The organism is Streptomyces sp. NPDC055966 (genome assembly GCF_042269865.1).
Lineage (GTDB): Bacteria > Actinomycetota > Actinomycetes > Streptomycetales > Streptomycetaceae > Streptomyces.
The window spans coordinates 133158-156452 of record NZ_JBHJYK010000008.1 but is presented as its reverse complement, the minus strand read 5'-3'; the positions used below and the strand labels follow the sequence as shown (position 1 = coordinate 156452).

General features: G+C 73.1%; 16 protein-coding genes. 2 read left to right on the top strand and 14 right to left on the bottom strand.

Features of this window, described 5'->3' with window-relative positions; genetic code table 11:
* Window positions 1-10 precede the first annotated feature (10 nt).
* A complete protein-coding gene (locus ACFC8N_RS18915; RefSeq protein WP_376288842.1) occupies window positions 11-3382 on the bottom strand; it encodes an ATP-dependent helicase in 3372 nt (1123 codons plus the stop codon).
* Window positions 3383-3639: 257 nt separating this feature from the next.
* Complete coding sequence (locus tag ACFC8N_RS18910; protein WP_356029025.1) at window positions 3640-4026, bottom strand: MGMT family protein; 387 nt, start codon at window positions 4024-4026, stop codon at window positions 3640-3642.
* Window positions 4027-4211: 185 nt separating this feature from the next.
* Between ACFC8N_RS18910 and ACFC8N_RS18905 the strand changes: the two genes are divergently transcribed.
* Window positions 4212-7076, top strand: a complete 2865-nt coding sequence (locus ACFC8N_RS18905) for a YbhN family protein (protein WP_376288841.1) — start codon at window positions 4212-4214, stop codon at window positions 7074-7076.
* A 73-nt stretch (window positions 7077-7149) separates the two neighbouring features.
* Window positions 7150-8694: an alpha/beta hydrolase gene (locus ACFC8N_RS18900; protein WP_376288840.1), complete on the top strand. Its 1545-nt coding sequence runs from the start codon at window positions 7150-7152 to the stop codon at window positions 8692-8694.
* A gap of 17 nt (window positions 8695-8711) precedes the next feature.
* On the opposite strand, the gene ACFC8N_RS18895 is transcribed toward ACFC8N_RS18900, so the two are convergent.
* From ACFC8N_RS18895 to ACFC8N_RS18840, 12 genes are all read right to left on the bottom strand, one after another.
* Window positions 8712-9371 (bottom strand): NADPH-dependent FMN reductase, encoded by a 660-nt coding sequence (locus ACFC8N_RS18895; protein ID WP_376288839.1) that lies wholly within the window; start codon window positions 9369-9371, stop codon window positions 8712-8714.
* Window positions 9372-9587: 216 nt separating this feature from the next.
* Window positions 9588-10766, bottom strand: a complete 1179-nt coding sequence (gene moeZ, locus ACFC8N_RS18890; protein WP_071372914.1) for an adenylyltransferase/sulfurtransferase MoeZ — start codon at window positions 10764-10766, stop codon at window positions 9588-9590.
* A gap of 63 nt (window positions 10767-10829) precedes the next feature.
* On the bottom strand, window positions 10830-11579 hold the full coding sequence (locus ACFC8N_RS18885) for a spherulation-specific family 4 protein (RefSeq protein WP_376288838.1): 750 nt from the start codon (window positions 11577-11579) through the stop codon (window positions 10830-10832).
* Entirely contained in the window at window positions 11567-12526 is a 960-nt protein-coding gene (locus ACFC8N_RS18880; protein WP_356029036.1) for an NAD-dependent epimerase/dehydratase family protein, read from the bottom strand. Before ACFC8N_RS18880 ends, ACFC8N_RS18885 begins: the two co-directional genes overlap by 13 nt.
* A 198-nt stretch (window positions 12527-12724) precedes the next feature.
* Window positions 12725-14116 (bottom strand): hypothetical protein, encoded by a 1392-nt coding sequence (locus ACFC8N_RS18875; protein WP_376288837.1) that lies wholly within the window; start codon window positions 14114-14116, stop codon window positions 12725-12727.
* Window positions 14107-15807, bottom strand: coding sequence for a glycosyltransferase (locus ACFC8N_RS18870; RefSeq protein ID WP_376288924.1), 1701 nt, complete (start codon window positions 15805-15807; stop codon window positions 14107-14109). Before ACFC8N_RS18870 ends, ACFC8N_RS18875 begins: the two co-directional genes overlap by 10 nt.
* Window positions 15808-16047: 240 nt before the next feature.
* A complete protein-coding gene (locus ACFC8N_RS18865) occupies window positions 16048-17676 on the bottom strand; it encodes a dipeptide ABC transporter ATP-binding protein (RefSeq protein WP_376288836.1) in 1629 nt (542 codons plus the stop codon).
* A complete protein-coding gene (locus ACFC8N_RS18860; RefSeq protein WP_356029044.1) occupies window positions 17673-18671 on the bottom strand; it encodes an ABC transporter permease in 999 nt (332 codons plus the stop codon). The genes ACFC8N_RS18865 and ACFC8N_RS18860 overlap by 4 nt, the downstream gene beginning before the upstream one ends.
* Entirely contained in the window at window positions 18668-19726 is a 1059-nt protein-coding gene (locus ACFC8N_RS18855; RefSeq protein WP_376288835.1) for an ABC transporter permease, read from the bottom strand. The genes ACFC8N_RS18860 and ACFC8N_RS18855 overlap by 4 nt, the downstream gene beginning before the upstream one ends.
* A 4-nt stretch (window positions 19727-19730) precedes the next feature.
* Window positions 19731-21449 (bottom strand): ABC transporter substrate-binding protein, encoded by a 1719-nt coding sequence (locus tag ACFC8N_RS18850; protein ID WP_376288834.1) that lies wholly within the window; start codon window positions 21447-21449, stop codon window positions 19731-19733.
* Window positions 21450-21640: 191 nt separating this feature from the next.
* Complete coding sequence (locus ACFC8N_RS18845; RefSeq protein ID WP_356029050.1) at window positions 21641-21736, bottom strand: Ms4533A family Cys-rich leader peptide; 96 nt, start codon at window positions 21734-21736, stop codon at window positions 21641-21643.
* A gap of 56 nt (window positions 21737-21792) precedes the next feature.
* Window positions 21793-23292 carry a DUF3152 domain-containing protein gene (locus ACFC8N_RS18840; RefSeq protein WP_376288833.1) on the bottom strand — a complete coding sequence of 500 codons (1500 nt, stop codon included), beginning with the start codon at window positions 23290-23292 and terminating at the stop codon, window positions 21793-21795.
* Window positions 23293-23295: the final 3 nt, after the last annotated feature.

The window sequence follows — 23295 nt, the reverse complement described above, 5'->3', positions numbered from 1 at the left end:
CCGGCCAGGCTCACTCGACCACGTGCCGCCCCTCGGGCCGGGCGCTGCACGAGGCGCGGAACGCGCAGTGCGTGCAGTGCTGGCCGGTGCTCGGCGCGAACCGCTCGTCGAGGACCTTTCCGGCGGCGGTGGCCAGCAGCTCGCCGACCCACTCCCCCGACAGCGGCTCCTGGCTCTGCGTCCTCGGCAGGCTGTCGCCGCCGTCGCGCTTGGCGGCGCCCTGCCTCAGGTGCACCAGTTCGGCGCCGCCCGGTTCGGGACGTACGCCGTCGAAGGCCTCGTCGGCGGCGCCTTCGCGCACGGCGAGCTGGTAGACGGCGAGCTGGGGGTGGCGGGCCACCTCGGCGGCGCTGGGCGCCTGTTTGCCGGTCTTGAAGTCCACCACGTACGCGCGTCCCTCGCCGTCCGCCTCCACGCGGTCCATCTGGCCGCGGATGCGGACCTCGTAGTCGCCCGCTCGGAGGGTGACGTCGAAGTCCTGCTCGCTCGCCACGGGGGTGCGGCCGGTGCGGTCCAGGACGTGCCAGTTCAGGAAGCGTTCGAGCGCCACGCGCGCGTTGTCCTTCTCCTGCCTCGACTTCCACGGCGCGTCGAAGGCGAGCGCGTTCCACACCGAGTCCAGGCGCTCCATGAGGACGTCGAGGTCGGCCGGGGTACGGCCGGAGGCGACTTCGTCGGCGAGGACGTGGACGACGTTCCCGAAGCCCTGGGCGGTGGTGGCGGGCGTGTCGGCCTTCACCTCGCGCCCCAGGAACCACTGGAGCGCGCAGGTGTTGGCGAGCTGGTCGAGAGCGCTGCCGGAGAGCACGACCGGCTGGTCGCGGTGGCGCAGCGGCACCTTGCTCTCCGTCGGGTCGTACATGCCCCACCAGCGGTAGGGGTGCGCGGAGGGCACCAGGGGGCGGCCGTCCTCGTCGGCGAGGGCGGCGAGGCGGGCCAGGCGGTGGGCGGCGGCCTCCCGCAGCGGGGCGGACGCGCGCGGGTCGACGGTGGTGGCGCGCAGTTCGGCGACGAGCGCGGCGACGGACAGCGGGCGACGCGGCCGGCCGGTGACGTCCCGGGGCTCGACGCCGAGTTCGGCCAGGAACCGGGACGGCTGATCGCCGTCGTCGGCCGGTGTCTTCACGGCGGTCACGACCAGACGCTCACGCGCACGCGTGGCGGCGACGTAGAACAGCCGGCGCTCCTCGGCGAGCAGGGCGCCCGGCGTCAGCGGTTCGGCGAGTCCGTCGCGGCCGATGCGGTCGGCCTCCAGGAGGGAGCCGCGGCGGCGCAGGTCGGGCCACAGGCCCTCCTGGACACCGGCGACGACAACCAGGCGCCACTCCAGGCCCTTGGCGCGGTGAGCGGTCATCAGGCGGACGGCGTCGGGGCGCACGGCGCGGCGCGCGAGCGTGTCGGCGGCGATGTCCTCGGCCTCGATCTCCTCCAGGAAGTTCAGCGTGCCACGCCCCCCGGTGCGCTCCTCCGCGCGCGCGGCGGTGGCGAACAGCGCGCACACGGCGTCCAGGTCGCGGTCGGCGTTGCGGCCGGCCGCTCCGCCGCGCCGGGCGGCCCGTTCCAGGCGGGCGGGCCAGGGCGTGCCCGCCCACAGGTCCCACAGCGCCTCCTCGGCCGTACCGCCGCCCGCGAGGCGCTCGCGGGCCTTGCGCAGCAGCGCGCCGAGGCGCTGCGCCCCGCGCGCGTACGCCGGGTCGTGCACGGCCAGGCGCTCGGGCTCGGCGAGCGCCCGCGCGAGAAGCTCGTCGGAAGGCGGCGGGAGCGCGTTGCCGGCCGCGCGCTCCTCCTCGCGCAGCGCGCGCCCGAGCCGGCGCAGATCGGCCGCGTCCATGCCGGCGAGGGGGGAGGTGAGCAGGGTGAGAGCGGTTTCGGTGTCGAGCCAGGAGGTGTCCGCGGTCGGCGCACCCATGTCCTCGCCGCCTTCGACGCCTTCGGTGGCGGCGTCTGGGGCGGCTTCTTCGGTGACTTCCTCGGTGGCCTCGCGGCGGCCGGCCTCCGCCACGGCCACAGCGCGCAGGGCCGTCAGCAGGGGTGCCACCGCCGGCTCGTGCCGCAGGGGCAGATCGTCGCCGTCGATGTCCAGCGGTACGCCGGCCGCGGTCAGGGCGCGGCGGAGCGTCGGGAGGCGGGATCCGGCCCGGACGAGGACGGCCATGTCGCTCCAGCGGACGCCGTCCTCCAGGTGCGCGCGGCGCAGGACGTCCGCGATGTTGTCCATTTCCGTACCGGCCGTGGGGTACGTGTAGACCTCGACGCGGCCCCCGTCCCGTACGGCGGCCGGTTCGCGGTGGGCGCGCACCTTGTCGGCGGCCAGCCGGGTCAGCGGCATGCGCTGGGTGATCAGACGGGTGGCGGCCAGCAGGGCGGCGCCGAAGCGGCGGGAGGTGCGCAGCACCTCGACGGGGGCGGGGCGGCCGTCCACGCGCGCGAAGGCCGCCGGGAAGTCGAGGATGCCGTTCACGTCGGCACCCCGGAAGGCGTAGATCGACTGGTCGGGGTCGCCGAAGGCGACCAGGGTGCGTCCGCCGCCGGCCAGGGCGTGCAGGAGCCGTACCTGGGCGGGGTCGGTGTCCTGGTACTCGTCCACGTACACGGCGTCGTACCGGGCGGCGAGCCGCGTGGCGTTCTCGGGGCGCCCGGCGAGCAGGACCGCGCGGTGGACCAGTTCCGCGTAGTCGATCACGCCCTGCATGTCGAGCACGTCCAGGTACTCGGCGAGGAACGCGGCCGCCGCGCGCCAGTCGGGGCGGCCGATACGGCGGGCGAAGGCGTCCAGGGCGTCGGGGCCGAGGCCCAGCTCACGGCTGCGGGCGAGGACGGCGCGGACCTCGTCGGCGAAGCCGCGCGTGGTCAGGCAGGCGCGCAGGTCGTCGGGCCAGCGCACGTGCGTGAGCCCGAGCCGCTCCAGATCGGGCTGTCCGGCGAGCAGCTCCCGCACGGCGACGTCCTGCTCGGGGCCGGAGAGCAGGCGCAGCGGCTCGGCGAACAGCTCGCTGTCCTGGTGGCCGCGCACCAGGGCGTAGCAGTACGAGTGGAACGTGGTGGCCCGGGGCGCGCGGGCGGCGCCCATGCGCAGGGCCATGCGGTCGCGCAGCTCGACGGCGGCCTTGCGGCTGGACGTCAGCACCAGGATGCGTTCCGGGTCCGCGCCGCGGGCGATCCGCGCGGCGACGGACTCGACCAGGGTGGTGGTCTTGCCGGTGCCCGGGCCGGCGAGGACGAGCAGCGGTCCGCAGCGGTGGTCAACCACGGCACGCTGGGCCGCGTCCAGACGAGGGGGATCCGCAGCGGCGGGAGGGGTACGGACCAGCCGGTAAGCGCCACGGCTCCCCTGCCGCACCTGGGGGTGCGGCAGGCGTCCGGTGGAGGAAGAGGAGCTCACGTGGCTGGCCGGTCCTGGTGGTCGTGCTGATGGGCGGGCGGTCACGCGCGCGAGGCGGCGACCACGGTGTGCGGGGGACGGGTACAGCCGACGCTACGCCGCCACGCCGGACGGAAGCAGGGCTTCCGCTTCATCCCTCGCGGCGCTCGCGCCACGCGCGTCCCACACCTCACGAACGTACGTCATGCCACGGACGTCCCCCCTGTCCCCCGTACGGGCCACAGGCTCTCCCCTGGGGCGTCCGATGGCGGAAGCTGTCAGGTGTGACCCTCAGCGTCCGCCCCGCCGTCCCACCGGGCCCGCCGCATGTCGAGCCGCGGCAGATGCCCCTCGGTGCTTCTGCCCGCCTCTCTCAGCGGCGTGCCCTCCGCGCGGTAGTGGCCGAGGGCACGCAGCTCGTGTCCCGGCAGCAGCACGCCGTCGGCACGGACGACGCGCCACCACGGCACCGCGCCTCCGTAGAGGGACATCACCCGGCCGACCTGGCGCGGTCCTCCCTCCTCGAGCCACTCGGCGACATCGCCGTACGTCATCACGCGGCCCGGCGGGATCCGCTCGGCGACCTCAAGGACCCGCTCGGCGTACTCCGGCAGTGCGTCCGCGTACCCCTCGCGGGTGTCCTCGGCAGGGCTCTGCTCGCTCATTCGCCCCATCCTGCCGCACTGCACCGACAGCGCGGCGCGGACGGCGGGAACGGCCCTCTCGCCCCTGGACGGCGCTTCGGGCAGACTGTGCGCCCGCGCATCCGCACCCTGATGCCCCCGCGGGTCGGTGGGGCATGCCACCATCGTGCGGGCGGTGACCGGTGATACGAGACCAAGAAGAGACCATGAAACAGCAGGGCGTGCACCCCGAAGGCGGGGCGGGCACCCCTGACGCCGCCGCGCGCCCAGGCGCCGCCGGCGCGGGCAAGAGCGACGGCACACACCAGGAAGACACCGGTCCACGCACGGACGACGCCACGCGTGCGCGTGGGAAGGACGCCGCGGCCCGAAAGGGCGACGGCACGCAGGCGCGCGGAGACGACCATCACGACAGCGAGGGGGCGCACGTCCTGGAGAACACGCCCCCCGACCACGGTCCGGGCGCCGACGGCGAACAGCACGCCGACGAGGTGGAGGGTGACGAACCGCTGCTCCCCGCGCGCGTGCACCGCCCGTCCGACCTCATGCGGCTGCTGGTCGGCGTGCTGGCCATCGCGGTGCTGCTCGCGATCGCCGCGTTCGCGCACGGCACCACCTCGGGCCTCGAACAGGACATCAACAAGGGCACCGGGCAGGCTCCCGACCTGCTGATCAGGTTCGCGGGGCTGGCGTCCAGCATCGCGATCCTGCTGGTCCCGGTCGCCTTCGCGATCGAGCGGCTGATCAAACGCGACGGACTGCGCATCGCCGACGGCGTCCTCGCCGCCGTCCTCGCCCACGGAGTGACCCTCGCGACCGACCTGTGGGTCGCGAGAGGCGCCCCGAACTCGATCCAGGAGGCGCTCACCCAGCCCTCGCCGGGCGATCTGCACGTCCTGACCGACCCCGTGCACGGCTATCTGGCACCCGTCATCGCCTACATGACGGCCGTCGGCATGTCCCGCAGACCCCGATGGCGCTCGGTGCTGTGGATCGTCCTGCTGCTCGACGCGTTCTCGATGCTGGTCACCGGCTACACGACACCGTTCTCGATCATCCTGACGGTGCTGATCGGCTGGACCGTCGCCTACGGCACGCTCTACGCGGTCGGCTCCCCCAACGTCCGCCCCACCGGCCAGACCCTGATGGCGGGCCTGAGGCACGTCGGCTTCCACCCCGTCGCCGCGGCCCGCGAGGAGGCCGTGGAGAGCGAGAACGGCGACCGCGGCCGGCGCTACTTCGTCACCCTGGAGGACGGCCCGCCGCTGGACGTCACGGTCGTCGACCGGGAACAGCAGGCCCAGGGCTTCTTCTACCGGGTGTGGCGCAATCTGACCCTGCGCGGTTTCGCCACCCGTTCCAGCCTCCAGTCACTGCGGCAGGCGCTGGAGCAGGAGGCCCTGCTGGCGTACGCGGCGATCGCGGCCGGCGCCAACGCGCCCAAGCTGATCGCCACCTCCGAACTCGGCCCCGACGCCGTCATGCTCGTCTACGAGCACACCGGCGGGCGCACACTCGACTCGCTGACCGACGCGGAGATCACCGACGACCTGCTGCGCCACACCTGGCACCAGGTGCAGGCGCTGCAGTCCCGGCGCATCGCGCACCGCAGGCTCGCAGGTGACGCGGTTCTGGTGGATCGTTCCGGCACGGTGATCCTCACCGAACTGCGCGGCGGCGAGATCGCGGCCGGCGAACTGCTCCTGCGCATGGACGTGGCCCAGCTGGTCACCACCCTCGCTCTGCGGGCCGGCGCCGAGCGGGCGGTGGCCTCGGCGGTCGGGGTGCTCGGCCCGGACGCGGTCGCCGACTGCCTGCCCCTGCTCCAGCCGATCGCCCTGACGCGCTCCACGCGCGCGACGCTGCGCAAACTGGCCCGGGAGCGCGCCCAGCGCGAGCGCGACGCCGTGCTGGAGGCATCCCGGCAGACCAGGCAGGCCCGGCCGGAGGAAGCCGGGGAAGACGGCACCAAGGCCCTCGAAAAGGCCGACAAGAAGGCCGCACGCGCGCAGGCGCGGGCCGAGAAGCGGGCCATCGACGAGGCGCTCGAAGAAGCGCGTGAAGAGGATCTGCTCACGCAGATCCGTCACGAGGTGCTGCGGATCAGGCCGCAGGCACCGGTGGAGCCGGCCCGGCTGGAGCGGGTGCGGCCGCGCACCCTGATCAGTTTCATCGCGGGCGCCATCGGCGCGTACTTCCTGCTGACGCAGCTCACACACATCGAGTTCGGGCCGCTCGTCGCGGGCGCCCAGTGGGGCTGGGTCGCGGCGGCCGTGCTGTTCGCGGCGCTCAGTTACGTCGCGGCGGCGATGCAGTTGCTCGGGTTCGTGCCGGAGCGTGTGCCCTTCCTGCGAGCCGTGGCGGCCCAGGTGGCCGGCTCCTTCGTGAAGATCGTGGCACCGGCGGCGGTCGGCGGTGTGGCCCTCAACACGCGCTATCTCCAGCGCGCGGGGATCCGGCCGGGGCTCGCGGTGGCGAGCGTGGGCGCGTCGCAGCTGGCCGGGCTCGGCGCCCACATCCTGATGCTGCTGTCCTTCGGCTATCTCACCGGCACCGAGAAGACGCCGTCCCTGTCGCCGTCCCGCACGGTCATCGCGGGGCTGCTGACGGTGGCGGTGCTGGTACTGGTGGTGACGTCGGTGCCGTTCCTGCGGAAATTCGTCGTCACGCGCGTGAGGTCGCTGTTCGCGGGCGTCGTGCCCCGCATGCTCGACGTGCTCCAGCGGCCGCAGAAGCTGATCACCGGCATCGGCGGCATCCTGCTGCTGACGTTCTGCTTCGTGATGTGCCTGGACGCCTCCATCCGGGCGTTCGGCGGCAGTACGGCCTCGCTCAGCATCGCCAGCGTCGCCGTGGTCTTCCTCGCCGGCAACGCGCTCGGTTCCGCCGCGCCCACCCCGGGCGGCGTGGGCGCCGTGGAGGCGACCCTCACGGTCGGTCTGATCGCCGTCGGACTGCCCAAGGAGGTCGCCGCCCCGGCGGTCCTGCTGTACCGCCTGCTGACGCTGTGGCTGCCGGTGCTGCCGGGCTGGCTGGCGTTCAACCACCTGAGCCGCAAGGGATCCTTGTAAGAGAGCGGGGTGCGGGTACCTCGTACGGCCCGCGTCCCGCGCGCATGGGCGTACCCGCCCCCAGGATGGGTACATGGCGAACCCCTCCCGGCTGCGCTGCGCCGCCCTGACCACCACCGCCGTGTTGCTGGCCGCATCGCTGGCAGGATGCGGCGACGGCGCCGAGGACGGGGATCTCACGGCGCAGAAGCTGCACTGGAAGGACTGCCCGGCTCCGTCCGAGGCCGAGGGCGGCGGCAGCGCCCCGTCCCCACTGCCGAGCGGCGCCACATGGCAGTGCGCCACCATGCGGGCGCCCCTGGACTGGGGCAAGCCGAAGGGCGACACGATCAGCATCGCCCTGATCCGCGCCAGGGCGAGCGGCCCGGAGAGCAAGCGGATCGGCTCGCTCGTGTTCAACTTCGGCGGCCCCGGCGGCAGCGGGGTCAGCACGCTGCCCGCGTTCGGCTCGGACTACGACGTCCTGCGCACCCGCTACGACCTGGTGAGCTTCGACCCGCGCGGGGTCGGCCGCAGCGCGCCGGTGAAGTGCGAGAGCAACGCCCAGCTGGACGTGTTCTTCCAGCAGGACTCGACGCCCGACAACAGCGCCGAGCGCGCCCAGTTGGTGAACCGCACCAAGCAGTTCAACGCGGAATGCGAGAAGAACTCCAGGAAGGTCCTGCCGCACGTGGCGACCACCGACGCGGCCCGCGACATGGACCTGATGCGCCAGGTCCTCGGCGACGACAAGCTGCACTACTTCGGCATCTCCTACGGCACCGAACTCGGCGGCGTGTACGCCCACTTGTTCCCCAGGAACGTCGGCCGGGCCGTCTTCGACGGCGTCGTCGACCCCACGCAGAACCCCGAACAGAGCGCGCTAGGACAGGCCGAGGGCTTCCAGCTCGCGCTCGACAACTTCGCCGAGGACTGCACGTCGAAGTCCACGCAGTGCCCGATCGGCGACACCCCGGAGGACGTGAAGAACCGCATCGCGAAGCTCCTCAACGACCTGGAGAAGAACCCGATCTCCGGCGACCCGCCGCGCCGGCTCACCCAGACCGCCGCGACGAACGGCATCGCACAGTCCCTGTACTCCAAGGACTTCTGGGAGTACCTGACCGAGGGCCTGGAGGCGGCCTACGAGGGGGACGGCAGGATCCTCATGCTGCTGTCCGACTCGATGAACGGCCGCAGTGAGAACGGCGAGTACAGCAACATCACCGCGGCCAACACCGCGATCAACTGCGCCGACGAGAAGCCGCGGTACAGCGCGGACTTCGTCCAGCAGAGGCTGCCCGAATTCCGCGCCGCCTCCCCGCTGTTCGGGGACTTCCTGGCCTGGGGCATGATCAGCTGCACCGACTGGGCCGTGCCCGGCGCCGCCGACCATCCCGACGTCAGCGCGCACGGGTCGGCGCCCATCCTCGTCGTCGGCAACACCGGCGACCCGGCCACCCCGTACGAGGGCGCCAGGAAGATGGCCGAGGCGCTCGGCAGTGGCGTCGCCGTCGAGCTGACGTACAAGGGCCAGGGGCACGGTGCGTACGACAGCAAGGACAAGTGTGTGCAGAGCAAGGTGAACGACTACCTGCTGAACGGGACGGTGCCGAAGGCCGGGGCGGTCTGCTCCTGACGTTTCCGGCTGCTCCGTCACTTCTCGGCCCGCTGGGTGATGGCCGCCTCGGTGCGGTCTCCCAGGAACTCGTACCAACGGCGTTCGAGGCAGACGTAGCGCACGTCCGCTTCGACGAGGCTGAGGAAACCCGACACCGTCTCGGTGAGGCGTTGTTGCAGCCCCGGGTCGGCCAGCGTTCCGTCTTCGGCGAAGGCCTGGTAGCTGTTGGCCAGGCTGAACATGTCCGGGTAGACGCGGGTGCCCAGGTGCTCCAGCGGAACCCTCAGGGCCCACAGCCCGCGGTTGCCGCCGACCAGCGACGGCGAGGCGGAGACGAGCAGCGCGTGCTTGGTCTTGAACGGCTGCGGCCGGACACGCGAGACCCAGTCGATCGCGTTCTTCAGCACTCCCGGCACGGACGCGTTGTACTCCGGCGAGGAGATGACGAAGGCGTCGCTCTGTTCGAGCCGGTCGCGCAGGGCGAGGGCGCCGTGCGGCAGCCCCTCACCGGCCTCCGTGTCGCCGTCGTACAGGGGCATGTCGAAGTCGTGCATGGCGGCGAGGTCGACGGCGGCACCGGTGTCGGAGAGGAGCCGGGCCACGAGGGAGGCGAGGCGGGCGTTGGTCGAATCGCCCCGCAGAGCCGCGCCGAAGACCAGGATGCGCAGCGGGCCGGGAAGCGTGTCCGTGGGCATGGGTCCGTCCTTCCGTCGCGGGCAAGCGCCTCCAGGCGAGCGCCCCACCGACCAGTGTGGTTCCCCGGCCGACGTCACGCGACAGGGCCGGGAACCGACGGGCCCGAGCCGGCCGGGACGATGGCCGACGCCGACCGGCAACGACGGAAGCCCACGGCATCCGAGCTGGTCAGAGCCGTGGGCTTCGTCCGTCCCACCGGTCAGCGGGGCTGTCGGTCAGTAGACCGGCTTGTTCGGTTCGATCTGGTTGACCCAGCCGATGACGCCGCCGCCCACGTGGACGGCGTCGGCGAAGCCCGCGGACTTCAGCACGGCGAGGACTTCCGCACTGCGGACACCCGTCTTGCAGTGCAGGACGATCTTCTTGTCCTGCGGGAGATCCTGCAGGGCGGCGCCCATGAGGAACTCGTTCTTGGGGATCAGCTTGGCGCCCGGGATGGAGACGATCTCGTACTCGTTCGGCTCGCGGACGTCGATGATCTCGATGTTCTCGCCGTCGTCGATCCACTCCTTGAGCTGCTTCGGAGTGATCGTCGAGCCGGCGGCCGCCTCCTGGGCCTCCTCGGACACGACACCGCAGAAGGCCTCGTAGTCGATGAGCTCGGTGACGGTCGGGTTCTCGCCGCAGACCGCGCAGTTCGGGTCCTTGCGGACCTTGACCTGACGGTACGTCATCTCCAGGGCGTCGTAGATCATCAGGCGGCCGACCAGGGGCTCGCCGATGCCCGCGAGGAGCTTGATGGCCTCGTTGACCTGGATGGAGCCGATGGACGCGCACAGCACGCCCAGGACGCCGCCCTCGGCGCAGGAGGGGACCATGCCGGGGGGCGGGGGCTCCGGGTAGAGGCAGCGGTAGCAGGGGCCGTGCTCGGACCAGAAGACGGAGGCCTGACCGTCGAAGCGGTAGATCGAGCCCCACACGTACGGCTTGTTCAGCAGTACGCACGCGTCGTTGACGAGGTAGCGGGTCGCGAAGTTGTCCGTGCCGTCGACGATCAGGTCGTACTGGCTGAAGATGTCCATCACGTTCTCGGCTTCGAGCCGCTCTTCGTGAAGGATCACGTTCACGTACGGGTTGATGCCCTTGACGCTGTCACGGGCGGACTCGGCCTTGGAGCGGCCGATGTCGGACTGGCTGTGGATGATCTGGCGCTGCAGGTTCGACTCGTCGACCTCGTCGAACTCCACGATGCCCAAGGTGCCCACACCCGCGGCGGCCAGGTACATCAGCGCGGGCGAGCCCAGGCCGCCGGCGCCGACACACAGCACCTTGGCGTTCTTCAGCCGCTTCTGCCCGTCCATGCCCACGTCGGGGATGATCAGGTGGCGGGAGTACCGGCGGACCTCGTCTACGGTGAGCTCAGCGGCTGGCTCAACCAGGGGTGGCAACGACACGGGGACTCCGTTGGTCGGTCAAACAGTACGGTTGTTCTCCCCGTAACACTGCCACGGCCTTTTTCATTCCGAGACACCTGTTCCGATACGCGAGACGATGTCGTCCCAGTAGCCGGGCATCGCCTCCCACGGATCGGTGCGGCCGCCGCGGTCCGTGCGGTCGGTGAAGTAGATCGTCGCGGCCCCCTGCCAGCGGGCGATGCGCAGCGCCTCGTCCAGGTGGCCCAGGGGGACGCTGTGCACGAAGTGGCAGAAGCGGTCCGGCGGATAGTCGGCGGTCCACTCGGCGGCCTGCGACCAGCGGTAGTCGGACCAGGGGCCGGAGAAGGTCACCAACTGGTCGGCGTTCTCCGCGTAGCCGGGGTACGGGTGGCGGCGGTGACCGAGGACGATGTGGGCGGTGTCACTGATCGCCCGCAGCGTGGTGACCGCCCGTCGGACCTCGGGGAGCGCCGCGCGCTCGCTGGGGCAGCGGTCGAGCAGGAAGCCGTCGACGCGGTACCAGTCGAGGTGGCGGTGCGCGTCGCCGAGCAGGTCGGCGAACGAACGGGTGCCGTAGGTGAGGTCCAGATGGCCGAGGACGCGGACCCCGGCGCCCCGGAGCCGGCCCGCGGCTTCCAGGCAGTGCGGGTCGGGGCGGGTACCCGGCCCCGCGGAGACGTTGAGGACCACCCAGTCCAGCGGGATGCCCGGCCGGGCGAGCTCGGCCCACTGGGCGGGAGCGACCAGCGGATGGGCGTACCCCGGCACGCCGAGGGCGGTGCGCACGCCGGTGCTCGCGGCGCCCGCCGCGGTCGTGGTCAGATGCGGCATGCCGCCTCCATCCAGATGTCGGCCAGGGATTCTTCGAGATTGATGCGGGGGCGCCAGCCGAGCCGGTCCCGCGCGGTGCGCACGTCGGCCTGCTGCCAGCTGCCGCAGCCGTCCGGGTACGGGTAGGCGACCGGAGCCGCGTGGTCGGAGTCGGCACGGGGATGGCCGATGGGACCGCGCAACGGGCCGGGCGGGGCGTCGAGTTCGTGCAGCGCACCGCCGTACCCCGCGACCCGGGCGAGGACCCCGGCGGCGTCGCGGAGGCGGATGGCGCGCCCGGAGCCGATGTTGATGACGCCCTGCGCGGCGGAGAGCGAGGCGGCGTGCACGGCGCGCGCGACGTCGCGGACGTCGACGAAGTCGCGCTGGACGCCGAGCCCGCCGAGTTTGAGCTCGCCGTCTCCGGACTGCATGGCGCGGCGCATGGCCTCGGCGAGCCGGCCCAGCGGGGAGCCGGCCGGGGTGCCGGGGCCGGCCGGGGAGAAGACGCGCAGTACGACGGCGTCCAGGCCCGAGCCGAGGACCAGTTCGGTCGCGGCGAGCTTGCTGACGCCGTACGGGCCGCCGGGGCGGGGTACGGCGTCCTCGGCCGTGGAGGAGCCGGGCTGGCTGGGGCCGTACTCCGAGCCGCAGCCGATCTGCACCAGCCGGGCGCCGCACCCGCTGCGCCGCAGGGCCTCGCAGACGGTGGCGACGGCGACGGTGTTGTGCCGGGTGAGTTCGCGGGCGCCGCCGCGGGTGGCGCCGGCGCAGTTGACGACGACACCGGGGTGGACCGCGTCGAGGAAGCGGGTGAGCGCGCCCGGGCTGCCGGTGGCGAGGTCGAAGCGGACGTCGGCGTCGTCGCCGCGGCCGAGCGCGGTGAGCTGGACGGCCGGGTCGGCGAGCAGGCGGTCGGCGACGAAGCGGCCGATGTAGCCGTTGGCTCCGATCAGCAGGACCCTCATCGGGCGCCTCCCGGGGTGTGCGCGCCGGTGGTACCGGCCGTGGCGATGGCACCGGTCGCCGCGGGCGCTCCGGCGGTTCCGGGGGCCCCGGACGCTCCGGACGCTCCGGGTCGGGAGGTGGTCATCTGGTCTTCTCCTTCGAAGGGGTGGCGCGGGTGCCCGCGGCGGTGGGCCGTGGCGGAAGGTGCAGTCGGGGGCTCACTCGGGAGCCCCCGTGGGCGCGTGGGCCGAGGCCCGTGTGAGGGTGCGGCCGGCGTGGAACAGCAGGGCCAGGGCCGCGGCGCCGCAGGCGAGGGCCGGGACGGCGGCCGGGCCGCAGGCGTTCACGAGGGCCCGGACCGGGGCCGCCAGGACGGCGCAGCCGGGCAGCCGGCCGGCCAGCGGCAGGGCGAGGGCCGCTGCCTCGGCCGCGGCGGCGACGCCCAGCGCGAGGGCCGGGGCGCGTCGGTGACGGTGTACGGCGAGCAGGCGGGCGAGCAGCAGCAGGGCGCCCAGGGTGAGGGCCTGCGCGTAGGCCGCGGGCTGGCGCAGGACCGTGCCGCACAGCAGGAGCAGCGCGGTGAGCACGCCGAGGAAGAGCGTGAACGTGCCGAACAGCAGGGGCCGGGCGGTGGCCGTGAAGTCCTCCAGGCCCCGGCTGCCGGCCAGCCTGCGGCGGGCGCCCGCGCCGAGCAGGTGGGCGCACCAGGCCGCCGGGGCGCACGCCAGCGTGAGGGCCAGGGCGGGTGCCACGGCCGTGGGCCAGGGGGCGTCCGGGGCGCCGGCCGGGAGGGTGTCGGGGCCGCCGGTCAGGACGGCGCCCAGCAGCCCGTCGCCGAAGAGGACGTACCCGAGCAGCCAGACGGTCCACGCGCGCGTGGCGCTCGTCGTGTGCCACGCGCGTGTGCCGGGCGGCCCCGCGAGCGGGCCGCGGCGCAGTACGGCGCGCGCGGCGAGGCAGAGGGCGAGGAGCCCGGCGACGGCGACGAGGAGACGCGGGTGCCCGTGGGTGAGGCGCAGTCCGGCCGTGGTGGCCGCGCCCAGGGCGCCCGGAAGCAGGGTGAGCAGCACCCAGTCGGCGCGGACGCGGGGTACGGGCAGGGGTGCGGCTCCGGGTGCCGCCTCGCCGCTGCTGCGCGGCACGCGTGCGTACAGTTCCTCGGCCAGCGAGAAGACGTCTCGGTGCCGGAAGCGGGCGGCGGTCCGGTCGGTGATGCCGTGTGCCTCCAGCCCGGCGGCGATCTCCAGCGGGTCCACGGCCCGCTCGCACAGCTCACGGTGCCGGTGCAGCAGGGCCTTCACCGGGTCGGCGGCGCCGCGCCGGGGCGCCGGGCGCACCGTCGAGGCGGCGGATGCGCTCGCGGAGGACGCGGGCACGGGCACGGGGGGCACGGGCGCACGCGTGGGCTCCGACGTCGTGGGCACGCGCGTGGAGGCCGGCGGCTCCTCCGGTGACGTCCTCGCGCTCCCGGGCCACTCCCCCGCCCCCGAGTCCCATGGTTCCGCGCCGCTCGGCATGCCGGGCAGGTCCGTGCCGCTCGGCCCCTCGCCACTCGGCCCGCCCCCGCCGCCGTAGCCGTAGCCGTCGTCCTGTAGGTCGATCACGCCCATCCCGCCCCCTCCGCAGCCGCCAGTGGTGTCGCGCGTACCGGCGCGGTCGTGGCCCAGCCGGGGGTGGTCCGGGGCAGGACGCGGGCGGTGGGGCCGGTCCAGCGGCCGGGGACGTGGGACTCGGCGGGGGCGGCGAACGGCAGTGGCTCGCCGGACGCGTCGAGGACGACCCGGCGCACCGGGCAGTGCGAAACGATCTGCAGGTAAATGCCGCGAAATGCCGCGATGTTCTGCTCGACGGTGAACAGTTCGAGCGCGCGGGCGCGCGCGGCGGCGCCGAGGCGCACACGGCGTTCGGGGTCGTGCAGCAGTGCCACGCACGCTTCGGCGAGCGCCCGCGGATTGCGCGGGGGCACGACGAGCCCCGTGCCGCCGATGACCTCGACCACCGCGCCGACGTCCGTGGACACCGTGGCCCGGGCGCAGAGCATGGCCTCCACGAGGCTGATGGGGAAGCCCTCGACCACGCTGGACAGCACGACGACCGCGCCGGCGGCGTACGCGTCGGGCAGGGTCGGGGCCTCGGGACCGCCGATCTCCTCGAAGGAGACCGGGTTGTCGCCGACGGCGTGCGCGCCCTCGGCCTCGTCCGGGAAGAGCTGGGCGGCGAGCGCCCGGCAGTGCCCGAGGTAGGCCGCGCCCTCGGGCCCGCAGGGCGCCCCGACGATCCTGAGCCGCGCCTTGGGCTCCTCCTTGCGGACCTCGGCGAAGGCGTGCAGCAGCGAGATCAGGTCCTTGGCCGGTTCGACGCGCCCGACCCAGACCAGGGTGTCCGGATCGGCGCGGTCGGCGGCCTCGCCGACCTCCGCGAAGCGGGTGGCGTCCATGCCGGGGTGGACCGTGCGGATCCTGGCCCGGTCGGCGCCGCACCGTTCCTGCCAGCGGCGGGCGTGGGCGTTGCCGGGGGTGAGGATCTCGGCGCGCCGGTAGACCTCGGCGGCGAGCCGGCCGTGGAAGGCGCCGAGGAGCGCGCGTACGGCGGGGGCGGCGGCGTCGGGGCCGAGGCCGAGGTAGTGCGAGCGGAGCTGCACGCCGTACTCCGTGACGAGCAGCGGTACGCCGCAGAAGTGCCGGGCGAGCAGGCCGGGCAGGGCGGCGGGGCCGCCGGCGGTGGCGTGGCAGAGGTCGGCCGCGCCGAGACCGTCGTCGCCGTACCAGTCGAGGGTGAGGGGGCGCAGGGCGCGTTCGAGGTGCGCGGTGACGGTGAGCAGATCGGGAACGCGCGCCTCGCGCGCCGTGCGCAGGGCGCCGGGGGCGCGGCAGGCGCGTTCCAGGGCGCGTACGGCGGTGTCGGAGCGCAGGGCCCCGACCAGGCCGCCCTCCTCGCGGGCGAGTTCGGCGAGCCCGTACAGCGCGCTGCCGAAACGGTCCGCCAGATCGGCGGACGTGTCCGCGGATTCACCGGACCCGGCCCCGGACGGGCCGTCGGGTCCCGGGGCGGCTCCGGCGCACACGGCGCCGACCAGTTCCCCGTAGCACTCGGCGAAGCGCCGACGCGCGCGCCGCCCGTGGGTGGCCCCGTCGTCGGCCGTCCACAGCGGCGCCGTACGCACCCGGCTCACCTGCGGCGGGAGCGGGACCCAGCCCTCGTCCTCCTGCTGCCGGCTGCGGCTGAGCGCGTAGAGGTCGAACTCGTGCTGTTCGAGCCCGCGTACGAGCCGGTCGCACCAGAGTCCGGCGTCACCGCTCACATACGGATAGCCACCCTCCGTAACCAGTCCGATGCGCACGTGTGCACCCCCGATCTCCCGTCTCGGGAGCCGCCGTTGTCCCGGCGGCTCGCAGCGGGACGAACGTAAGCGGACAAGGCGGTGGCGCGACGGACGGTTGTCCATCGCGCCACCAAAAGGGGTGAACGGTCGTAACTTTCGCGTGCGGGTAGCGTTCTGTCGCGCTAAGGACTCAGTGCGTCATCACCCGTGCACAAAACGTTACGCCACGGCCGGTTCGCGGCGGGCCGCGCGCCGCTGGGCCGCCAGTTCCGGGTCGAGCGCGGGTACGGCCGCCAGGAGCTGCCGGGTGTACGGCTCGCGCGGGTTGTCGTACACCTCGTCGGCGGGCCCGTACTCGACGACCCTGCCGCGGCGCATGACCGCGACCCGGTCGCTGACCTGCCGTACGACGGCGAGGTCGTGCGCGATGAAGACCAGCGCGAGGCCGAGTTCCCGCTGCAACGCGCCGAGCAGCTCGACCACCTGGGCCTGCGTGGTCACGTCGAGCGCGGAGACGGGCTCGTCGCAGACGATGACGCGCGGGTCGGCGGCGAGCGCCCGGGCGATGCCGATGCGCTGACGCTGGCCGCCGCTGAACTCGTGCGGGTAGCGGTCGTAGTGCGCCCTTTCGAGCCCCACGCGCTCCAGCAGTTCCGCCACGCGCCCCCGGATGCGCTCCTCATCCCTCCCCCGCTCTCGGCTTCGCTCGAACGGGGGGACCCCCACGCCACGCGCGCGGAGCGGGTCGGCGATGGACTCGCCCACGCTGCGGCGGGGGTTGAGCGAGGAGACCGGATCCTGGAAGACCATCTGGACGGCCGGGTTCACCGTGGTGTGCGGGCGGCCCTCGTAGCGGATCGCGCCGGCGGTCGGCTCCAGCAGCCCGACCAGCATCCGGCCGAGCGTCGTCTTGCCGCTGCCGCTCTCGCCGACCACGCCGAGGGTCTCGCCGCGGCGCACCGTGACCGAGACGTCGTCCACGGCCGCCTGTGCCCGCTTGCCACGCCCGAACTCGCGCCGCAGCCCGGTGGCCTCCAGCACGACCTCGTCGGTGGCCTCGGAGCCGGTGCGGCGCGCGCCCACGCGCGGGACGGCGTCGAGCAGTTCGCGCGTGTACGCCTGGGCGGGCGCCGCGAGGACGGTGCCGACGGGACCGTGCTCGACGGCCCGGCCGCGGCGCATGACGAGGATGTCGTCCACGCTCTCGGCGGCGACGCCCACGTCGTGCGTGACGAGCAGCAGGCCCATGCCGGTCTCCTCGCGCAGCGTGTGCAGCAGGTCGAGGATCTGGGCCTGGACGGTGACGTCGAGGGCCGTGGTCGGCTCGTCGGCGATCAGCAGGTCCGGCTCGCAGGCGAGGGCCATGGCGATCAGGGCGCGCTGGCGCATGCCGCCGCTGAACTCGTGCGGACGGGACCGGGACCGGCGTGCCGCGTCCGGAATTCCCACCCGCTCCAGCACCTCGACGGCACGCGCGCGTGCGGCGCGTCGCGACACGCGCGTGTGCACGCGGTAAACCTCGGCGATCTGGTCGCCGATGGCGTAGTACGGGTCGAGCGAGGACAGCGGGTCCTGGAAGACCATGGCGGCCTTCGCCCCGCGCAGCCGCCGCAACTCCTCGTCCGTGGCCTCCTGTACGTCCGTGCCGGCCACGCGGACCGACCCCGCGACCCGCGCCCCGGTGCCCCGGTGCAGGCCCAGCAGGGCGCCCGCGACCGTGGACTTGCCGGAGCCGGACTCGCCGACGAGGGCCAGCGCGGCGCCCTTCGCCAGGCTGAAGGAGAGCCCGTCCACGGCCCGCAGCGAGCCGAACTCGACGGTCAGGTCCGTCACTTCCACCAGGCTCATGCGAGCACCACCCGTCGGTCGGCCACCGCGTACAGGACGTCCGCGACGGCATTGGCGAGCACCACGAAGAAACCGACGACCAGGACCATGCCGACGACCACCGGCAGGTCCACGACCTTCACCGCGTGCACCAGTTCCTGGCCGATGCCGGGCAGGCCGAACAGGGTCTCGGTGAGGACGGCGCCGCCGACGGCCGAGCCGAACGTCACCGCGTTGAGCGCGATGACGGACGCGGTCGCGCCGCGCAGCGCGTGCCGGGCGATCACCGACCGCTCGCCGACGCCGTACGCACGAAACGTGCGGATGTGGTCCTCGGCCAGCGTCTCCAGCATCGCCGCCCGGGTCAGCCGGGCGAATCCCGCCGCCTCGATGAGGGCGAGGGAGAGCCAGGGCAGCACCAGGTTCCACGCCCACTGCTCCGGGTCGTCGGTGAAGTTCACGTACTCCGGGAAGGGCAGCAGCTGGAGCTGGCCGCAGACGACGACCATCAGCACCAGGCCGATGACGAACACGGGCGTGGCCGTGCCCGCCAGCGTGAGCGCGGTCAGGACGCGCTCGCTGAGCCGGCCGCGCCGCCAGGCGGAGAGCACGCCGGTGCCGACGCCGAGCAGCAGCCAGATCACCATCGCGCCGAGCACCAGCGAGAAGCTGACCGGCAGCCTGGTCAGGATGATGTCGGTGACCTGCTGGTCGTTCTGGTACGACTCCCCGAGGCAGGGCGCCGCGCAGTGCTCCACGCCCGTGCCGGTCGAGAAGTCCTGGCCCGCGAGGATGCCCTGGAGGAAGTGCCAGTAGCGCACGTACAGCGGGTCGTCGAGGCGCAGTTGCTGGGCCACCTGGTGGACCTGCTCCGGGGAGCAGCGCGGGCCGCAGGTGATCTGGGCGACGTTGCCGGGGGTGACGTAGAAGACGACGTAGATGATCACCGAGAGCGCGAACAGGGTGACCACGGCGCCGATGACGCGGCGCAGGACGAATCCGGTGAGGCCGTTCATGCCCGGTCCTCCTTCTGCGCGGCGGCCGCGTTCGCCGTGTCCGGCGCCGGTACGGCCTTGTCCGCGCGGGCCTCCCGCTTGCGGCCGGTGCCGATGCTCAGGCGCGAGGCCGCACGCGGGTCGAGGGCGACGCGCACGCCGTCGCCGAGGGCGGTCAGCGCGACCACGGTCACGAACAGGGCGGCGGCGGGCAGCAGCAGGTACTGCGGCGCGGCCTGGTACCAGACGTCGGCGGAGGTGAGCATCTGTCCCCAGGACGGCGTCGGCGGCTTCACGCCGACACCGAGGAAGGACAGGGCCGCCTCGGCGCCGATGTTCAGCGGGATCAGCAGCGCGGCGTACGTGATGACGGGCGCGGCGAGCCCCGGGAGGAGTTCGCGCACGGCCGTGCGCCGGGTGCTCCAGCCGCTGAGCCGGGACGCGGCGACGTAGTCGAGGTTCTTCAGGGTGAGGGTCTGGGCACGCACCATCTTCGCCGTGGTGCTCCAGCCGGAGACCAGGGAGATGACCAGCGCGACGAGGACGGGCCGCGGGAAGCCGTTCGGGACGATGGCGAGCAGCGCGAGCGCCATGATCATCAGCGGCATCGATACGAAGATGTCGGTGATCCGGCTCAGGACCAGGTCGACCCAGCGGTTGCCGAGGCCGGAGGCCACCCCCATGGCGACGCCGAGGACGACCTGGAGCACCGTGGCGGCCAGCGCGACGCCGAGGGACACCTGCGCCCCGTAGACGAGCCGGGCGAACATGTCGCGTCCGGTCTGCGGTTCGACGCCCAGCCAGTGGTCGGCGCTGATGCCGCCGAAGGAGCCGATGGGCACGCCTCCGCGCGCGGAGTCGATCAGGGACGGGTGGTACGTGGTGGGGTCCTGGCCCTCCAGGGCGGTGAGCAGCGGCGCGGCGAGCGCGACCAGGACGAGCAGCGCGACGACGGCCGCCGCGACCAGGGCGGCGCGCTGCGCTCGCAGCCGCCGCCAGAACTGACGGGCCCCCGAGGCCGTCGGGACGGACATGTCCGTCCCGACGGCCTCGGCGGCGACAAGTGCCTCGCTCACGGCGCTACTTCACCGCGACCTGGGAGATGTCGAGGACGCCGGTCCAGTCGCTGATGACGATGTTCTTGACGTCCTTGCCGTACAGGCGCTTGTAGACCGGGTGGAACAGCGGCACGACGAGGGCCTGCTCGCCGATCTTCTGGTCCAGTGCACCCCATCGCTTGGCGGCCGCGTCAAGGTCGGTCAACTTGTTGATCGCGTCAATCTCGTCATTGACCGACGTGTCATTGAGCAGGCCCGTGTTGAAGTTCGCGCCGTCCTTGACGATCTGCCGGCCGTCGAAGATCGGGGCGAGGAAGGGACCTCCGGAGGGCCAGTCGGCACCCCAGTGGGCGAGGAAGAAGCCGGGCTCGGTCTTCACGCTGTGGATCGTGTCCCGGTAGTCGTTGTCCTCCCGGCCCTGCAGCTTGACCGTGATGCCGGCCTTCTTGAGCGCGTCCTGGATCGCGGTCGCGATCTCCGGGCTGGTCTCGAAGTCCTTCGCGTTGGAGTGGGTCAGCGTGATGGTGAGGCCGCTCTTGTAACCGGCCTGCGCGAGCAGTTCCCTGGCCTTGGCCGGGTTGCCGGACGCGCCCGCCGGGAACGGGTCGTACGGCGTGTAGCCGAAGGACTTCTGGTCGGGCAGGAAGGTGGTCGCGGACTCGGCCAGGGCGCTGCCGCCGGCCGCGTTGACGACCGAGGAGCGGTCGACGGCGTACGCGATCGCCTGGCGCACCTTGGGGTTGTCGAACGGCTTCACGGTCGGGTTGAACGCGATGTAGTTCGTGTAGCCGAAGTGGCCGGTGCCCACGCGCGCGGCGAGGTCCTTGTCGCCGCTGACCCGGGCCAGTTCGGCCGGGCCGAGGTTGGTGTCCGTGGTGACCGCGGCCGTGTCCGCCCCTTGGGACGCGGACAGCCGCTGGTTGATCACCGAGGAGTCGAGGCCGGAGCGGACGTCGATGGTGTCCGGGTAGGCCTTGCGCTGGTCGTCGACGGCCGTCGACCAGTACGTGTTGCGTTCGAGGAGGACGTGCTCGCCGTCGTTCTCGTTCTTGACGACCTTGTACGGGCCGGACGAGACCGGGTGCTCCTCGTACTTGGTGCCGGTGTCCTTGCCCTTCGGCACCGGCGCGAACTGCGTCTGCGTGGCGAGGAACGGGAACTCGCCCTCGGGCTTGGCCAGATGGAAGACGATGGTCCGCGCGTCGGGCGTCTCGATCGCGGAGAGCCCCTTCTTGTCCTTGTACGGCCCCTGGTAGTCGGCCGCGCCGACCAGCCAGTCCCGCAGGTAGGGGGCGCCGCCGGACAGCTCGGGGGCGAAGGAGCGCTCGATGCCGTACTTGATGTCGGCCGAGGTGATCGGCGTGCCGTCCTCGTACTTCAGGCCCGTCTTCAGCGTGTACGTCCACACCGTCGCGTCCTTGCTGGGGCGCCCGGTGTCGGTGGCGAGGTCGGGGACGACCTTGGCACCGGCCTGGCCGTTCGCGCGGTTGCGGGTGGTGAGCGTGCGGAAGACCAGGGAGGGGACGTTGCCGCCGCCGGAGGTGTAGAGGCGGGCGGGGTCGAAGTCGGTCTGCGGCTGGGAGTTCAGGACCGTGAGCGTGCCGCCCTTGTGGGGCGTGGAGTCGCCACCGGAGCCCTTGGCATCGCTGTCCTTCGGGCCGCAGGCGGCGGCGCCCGCTGCCACGACCAGGCTGACGGATGCCGCTGCCACGCGGCGCGCTATGACGGACGGTTGACGCATCGGAATGACGACCTCTCGGGGAACTGATCGGGCTCTGATCGAGGGTTTCTCGAAGAGTGAGACATGTGGACGAGGAGTGAGACGGCTGCGCGCAGACGTCGGCCCCGGCGTCGGGTCGTCGAAAAGCCCGCGACAGGGTCACGGACGGAAGAGGGAGAAGCAGTCGCGACGCGTACGCCGGGGAGGCGGCGTCAGCGACAGTGGATGTCGGCCACGCAGAGTGCGGTCACACCGAAGAGCGCCAGCTCGATGGCGGCGCTCTCATGAACGGTGTGACGGGACCACATGCGCAGAAATATGAACGAACTTGCGACTCATGTCAATGTGACATGAGAAGCGCCCGTCAACTCCCGGGATAGGGCCAGGGATTGGGCAGACAGTGGATTCCGTCATGATCCAGGAACTTGGTCTGCTGCTGCATGACGGGAGCGAGTTCGCCGTTCTTCTGGCACGTCACATGGCCATAGCCGAGCCGGTGACCGACTTCGTGATTGATCAACATCTGTCGATAGGGGTGAATTTTATCCCCGTATGTCGTGCTGCCCTGCGCCCACCTGTATGCATTGATCATCACTCGTTCGGTGGATGCCGAGTCGCAGGAGACGTTGTCCTCCGTGGTGTCCAGCCCGGACTTGGCGCACCAGGCGGCGGTCGTGCCGGGGCTGGCCAGCGTGATCACGAAGTCGGGCTTGCCGGAGGAGATCCGCTCGAAGGTGCGGGCGCCGCCGTGGGCCCAACTGCGGCTGTCGTTCAGGGTCTTCTGCACGGCTTCGGCGAACAGGTTGCCGTCCAGCCCGAGCCCCTGCTCGACGTCGACGCGGTAGGTGTACTTGTGCCCGGTGCCCGGCGCCTTGTCGAACCCGGGTACGGCGTCGAACGTCCCCGAGGCCTTCAGCGTGGCACTGAGCGGGTACGTCCGGCCCATCGCCTCCTCGTACGTCAGCGCCACCGCGCTCGCCGAGGGGGAGGGCGCCGCCCCGCCCGGGGCGTGGGCGTCCTGATCCTGGTCGGCGGCCGACCGCGACTGCGTGGCGCCGTCGTCCGGCCGCCCCTCGGCCACCTGCCCGGCGACGATCACCGCGAGCACCGTGGTGACGGCGGCCGCCGCGACCCCGGTGAAGGCCCGCCCCTTGCCCCCGGAGCGCTGCGCGGGCAGCGCGACGGGGTGTGCGCCGCCGTCATGGGCCTCGGCCTCCACGGCGGTCGCCGCGTCCGCCGGCGGCTCGTCGGTGGCGCGCGGCCCACGCGCGCGGGGCGCGAAGACGTCGACCTCCTCCAGGTCCGCACCGCCGGCTCCGGCGTCACGGAAGGCGTCCAGGTACTCCTGCCGGGGCCCGCCCTCCTGCCCCGCCCGCCGCTGCCGCGGAAGTACGCTGCCGGGACCGGGACCGACGCCGGCACCGGCCCGCCCCGCGAACTCGCCCCAACCGCCGCCCCGTTCCCGCTGTTCGGGATGTCCCCCGCGCGCGGGAGCCCCCTCCCGGAAACCGGGCACGCCGTGGGCAGGGGTGCCCTCGGGCAGCCGGGGAACGCCCCGCGCGGGCGTCCCGTCGGGAAGACGCGGCCCACCGCGCGCCGGCGCACCCCCGCCGAATCCCGGCACGCCGCGGGCGGGCGTACCGTCGGGCAGCCGGGGCACCCCTTGAGCCGGCGTGCCGCCGGGAAACCGCGGCACTCCCTGCGCCGGCGTGCCGTCCGGCAGTCGCGGCGCCCCGCGCCCGGGCGTGAGCCGCTGCTCGGCCCGCTCCGCCGTCCCGGCGTTCTCCGAGTTCTCCGTGCGCCTCGCGGTCACGTCCGCGGCACCGGCCTTGGGGGCCGGTCCGCGGCGGCTGTGGCGTCCCACGCC